This window comes from Pseudomonas sp. B6(2017), from assembly GCF_002112765.1.
In the GTDB taxonomy this organism is placed as follows: Bacteria; Pseudomonadota; Gammaproteobacteria; order Pseudomonadales; family Pseudomonadaceae; genus Aquipseudomonas; species Aquipseudomonas piscis.
In genome coordinates, this window is the sequence record NZ_NEIQ01000076.1 from 1 (window position 1) to 582 (window position 582).

Consider the following 582-nt stretch of genomic DNA (forward strand, 5'->3'; position numbering starts at 1 on the left):
GACGAAGAAACCGATCAGGCGCTCGGTCTCTACCCGGTTGCGGTTGGCGATCGGCACCCCGACGCGGATGTCCTGCTGGCCGCTGTAGCGATGCAGCAGCACTTGGAACGAGGCCAGCAGCAGCATGAACAGAGTCATGCCCTCACGTTGTGCCAAGACTTTCAGGCCGGTCACCAGAGCGTCTTGCAACGACACATCCAAACGAGCACCACGATGACTTTGCAAAGCCGGACGCTGATGGTCGAACGGTAGTTCCAGGACGGGTTGTTCACCTCCAAGCAATGCACACCAGTACTCCAGCTGCCTTGCCTTCTCCCCGGCCTCCATCCAGTCGCGCTGCCAGGCGGCGTAGTCGGCATACTGGATCGCCATGACCGGCAACTGCAGTTCACGACCCTGGCTGTAGGCGGCGTACAACTGCACCAGTTCGTCGACCATCACCTGCATTGACCAACCATCGGACACAATATGGTGCTGTACCAACACCAGCACATGGTCATCTTCGGCCAGGCGCAGCAGGTTGACCCGCAGCAATGGGCCCCGGCTCAAATCGAATGGCTGGGCGATCTGCGCCTCGATCAG

General features: G+C 60.1%; 1 protein-coding gene. It reads right to left on the minus strand.

Annotation, left to right across the window (positions count from 1 at the left end):
* On the minus strand, positions 1-582 hold a 582-nt coding region (locus CAG11_RS33045; protein ID WP_143494907.1), incomplete at both ends, for a condensation domain-containing protein.